At 72.0% G+C, this 3,222-nt stretch carries 4 protein-coding genes; all 4 read left to right on the plus strand.

Going from position 1 to position 3,222, the window contains the following annotated elements; all coding sequences use genetic code 11:
* The first annotated feature begins 230 nt into the window (after positions 1-230).
* The 4 genes from ASF20_RS03960 (at position 231) to ASF20_RS03975 (ending at position 3,045) form a co-directional block, all read left to right on the plus strand.
* On the plus strand, positions 231-434 hold the full coding sequence (locus ASF20_RS03960; RefSeq protein ID WP_056217792.1) for a CsbD family protein: 204 nt from the start codon (positions 231-233) through the stop codon (positions 432-434).
* 73 nt (positions 435-507) lie between these two features.
* Positions 508-945 carry a CsbD family protein gene (locus tag ASF20_RS03965; protein ID WP_056271079.1) on the plus strand — a complete coding sequence of 146 codons (438 nt, stop codon included), beginning with the start codon at positions 508-510 and terminating at the stop codon, positions 943-945.
* A 178-nt stretch (positions 946-1,123) separates the two neighbouring features.
* Entirely contained in the window at positions 1,124-1,561 is a 438-nt protein-coding gene (locus tag ASF20_RS03970; RefSeq protein ID WP_056217796.1) for a BA14K family protein, read from the plus strand.
* Positions 1,562-1,635: 74 nt separating this feature from the next.
* Entirely contained in the window at positions 1,636-3,045 is a 1,410-nt protein-coding gene (locus ASF20_RS03975) for a TAXI family TRAP transporter solute-binding subunit (protein WP_056217799.1), read from the plus strand.
* Positions 3,046-3,222 lie beyond the last annotated feature (177 nt).

A 3,222-nucleotide genomic window follows, 5' to 3' on the forward strand; every position in this document is an offset into this window, starting at 1 on the left:
AGCCGCGGCCGTCGCCGCCAAGTCCGCCGCCACCCAGGGCGCCTTCTACGGCGCGCTCGCCCTGATCCTGGGCGCGCTCGCCGGCTTCCTCGGCGGACGCCTCGGCGCTCCCAAGCGCCTCACCCTCGCCGACAGCTACGACGCCCGCCGCGTCTGAGCCCTCGTCCCGGCCGGTCCCCGCGACCGGCCGGCCAACCCATCCCAGTCATCCGAACACAAGGAGACATCCCATGAGCAGCACCACCGACAAGCTGAAGGGTCTCGCCAACGAGGCGGCCGGCAACGTCAAGCAGGCCGCCGGCAAGGTCACGGGCAACGACAAGCTCGTGGTCGAAGGCAAGGCCCAGGAGCTCAAGGGCGAGGCCCAGCGCACCGTCGGCGAAGCCAAGGACGGCATCGCCTCGGCCGTCGATAAGGTCACCGGCAAGCACTGATTCCGGACGGCGGCCGAAGCCCCGACCAAGGTCCCGCCGCCCCTTATCCCCCCTCGAACCCAGGAGTTTCCCCATGAACGGAGACCAGTTCCGCGGCGCCTCGCGCCACCTCAAGGGCCGCGCGCAGACCGCCGTCGGCGGCCTCACCGGTGATCCGGCGCGCCAAGTGCGCGGCGCCGTGAACCAGGTGGCCGGCGGTGCCCAGTACGCCTACGGTCGCGCCCGCGACCGGGCCGAGGATCTCATCGACGACGGACGCGACATCGCCCACGAGGTGCGCGACCGCGCCGGGAACCTGATCGAGGACGGGCGTCACCTCGTCGACGAGACGCGCGACCGGGCGGGAAACCTCATCGATGACGGTCGCGCCTTCGCCCATCACGCGGCCAAGCGCGGATCGACCTACGGCCGACAGGCCGTGCGCTACGCCGACGACAACCGCGCCTCCACGCTCCTCGGCCTCGCCGCCGTCGCCTTCGCGGTGGGCTGGCTGTCCCGTCGCAATCGTTGATCCCGCAGTCCCGGAGACCATCCCATGATCCGCAAGCTCCTCACCGCCTTCCTGCTTCCGAAGGTCATCGCCTATGTCAGCCGCCGGTTCGGCGGGCGTTCCGCCGTCCCGCCGAACCGGCGCGGCTACTGAGCCCATCCCCAGCGCACCTCCACCATCCGTCAGGAGACACCTCACGATGAAGCTGACCCTCGCCCTTGCCGCCACCGTCGCCGCTGCCCTGGTCGGGCTCCCGGCCCAGGCAGCCCCGACGACGGGCGGCCCAGCCGTCGAGGCCCTGGCGCACGCGGATGTACCGACCGCGTACATGCAGTTTCGCCGGTACGGTCACCGTCACGGCTGGCGCGGTGGGCGCGGCTACGGTCGGGGCTACGGCTACCGGCGCGGCTACGGCTATCGCCGGGGACCCGGCGTGGGCGCGGCGGTCGGCGCCGGCGTGGCCGGCCTCGCCGCGGGCGCGATCATCGGTGGGGCGATCGCGAATTCGCAGGCCCAGGCCGCTCCGCGCGGGGTGCCGGCCGAGGCCGTGGCCGCCTGTGCCCGCCGCTTCCGTTCCTACGATGCGGCCAGCGGAACCTATCTCGGCAACGACGGCGAACGGCATTCCTGCCCGTAGGGCTCGACGATGGCCGGTCCGAAGGACGCGACGGGGGGACGGAGCCCCGGGCGGGCGGGAGCGAACGACCCTCGATGAAGTTCGCCAAGGTCCTCCTGCGCCCGGAGCTCGTGTTCCTGCTGCTCACCGTCTTCCTCGGTCTCGCGGCGGGGGTGGCCTACTGGGTCTCCCGCGCCACGGTTCTGACGGTGGCGGTGGCGCCCCGGGACGGAACCGAGCCGGCCCTGATCCAGGCCTATGCCGACGCCCTCGCCAAGCGCCACAAGGAGATCCGCCTCAAGGTCCTGGCCCTCGACGACGTGCGCGACAGCGCCGCCGCCCTCCAGGAGGGACGGGCCGACCTCGCTGTCGTGCGTCCCGACGTCGACCTGCCCGACAACGGCCTGACCCTGGCGATCCTGCGCGACCAAGCGATGATCATCGCCTCACCGGAAGGCTCCGGGCTGACCCGGTTCCCGCAGCTCGAGCGCAAGCGCCTCGCCATCCTGGCCCATCGCGACGCCGACCAGGCGCTCATCAAGGCCATGGTCGAGCATTACGGCCTGACTCTTCTCGACAAGGAGCCCGACGGCCCGGTGCCGCCGCGCCACGTGGCGCTGGTGGAGATGACGGAGGCGGAGCTCGCGGGCGCCTTCACCCGCAAGCGGATCGACGCGGTGGTCTCGGTGATCGCCCCGACCTCGCCCACCGCCCAGCGCATCGTCGGCATCGTGCAGGGGGTGAGCCGGAGCGGGAAGGTCGCCTTCGTCGACGTGGAGAACGCCGACGCCATCATCGCGCGCCTGCCGCGCCTCCAGGCCGTGACGATGCCGGCCGAGACCTTCGGCGGCAGTCCGAAGGTGCCGGCCGAGGATGTCCATACCGTGGGGGCCTCCTACCGCCTGATGGCCCGCACCACCCTCTCCCGACCGGTCGCGGCCGACGTCACCCAGCACCTGTTCGAGATGCGCAGCGGCATGGCCAACGTGACGCCGGCGGCCGACTACGTGCAGGCGCCGAACTACGACAGCACGGCGGGCGCGACGAGCGCGCGGCTGCCGATCCATCCCGGCGCCGTCGACTTCTTCGAGCGCGAGCAGCAGGGCTTCGTCGAGCGTTACGAGACCTGGATCTACCTCGTCGCCTTCCTCGGCGGCGGCATCGGCTCGGCGCTCGCCTGGGTCGGGCAGCGCCTGTCGCGCCTGCGCCGCGAGCGCATCGAGGAGGCCACCGATCGTCTGCTGGAGATCCGGCAGGAGGCCCAGGACAGCGCCGACGCGCCGCGCCTGGAACAGCTCGCCCGCGAGATCGACGATCTGGCCGGCGACATCGCCAAGCACGCCCTCGAACGCCCGACCGAGGCCCGCACCCTGTCGGCGGCCGCCATCGCCATCGATGCGGCCCGCTCCACGGTCAAGCGCACCATCGCCGCCAGCCAGTATGCCGCCGAGCCGAGCGATCTGGCCGGGCGCACGACATCGACGGAGGCCGCCGCGGCGGGCTGACGACGCGAGCCTGGATCGTTGCCGGTCCGGCCCTTCTCGCCCCCCCCAAGCCTGTTCACTCCCCGAGACCTGTTCACTTCTCAAGACCTGTTCACCCCCACAAACGGAGACCTCCGATGAGCAAGGGCTACCCCTCGATGACCGCGCTGCTGGGCCTTCTGGCCGTGGCCGGCTACC

The organism is Methylobacterium sp. Leaf88 (assembly GCF_001422795.1).
GTDB lineage: Bacteria > Pseudomonadota > Alphaproteobacteria > Rhizobiales > Beijerinckiaceae > Methylobacterium.

Excerpts from the sequence above, each read along its gene's own strand:
- ASF20_RS03960 (WP_056217792.1), top strand. The coding sequence starts at position 231 with ATGAGCAGCACCACCGACAAGCTGAAGGGTCTCGCCAACGAGGCGGCC.
- ASF20_RS03965 (WP_056271079.1), top strand. The coding sequence starts at position 508 with ATGAACGGAGACCAGTTCCGCGGCGCCTCGCGCCACCTCAAGGGCCGC.
- ASF20_RS03970 (WP_056217796.1), top strand. The coding sequence starts at position 1,124 with ATGAAGCTGACCCTCGCCCTTGCCGCCACCGTCGCCGCTGCCCTGGTC.
- ASF20_RS03975 (WP_056217799.1), top strand. The coding sequence starts at position 1,636 with ATGAAGTTCGCCAAGGTCCTCCTGCGCCCGGAGCTCGTGTTCCTGCTG.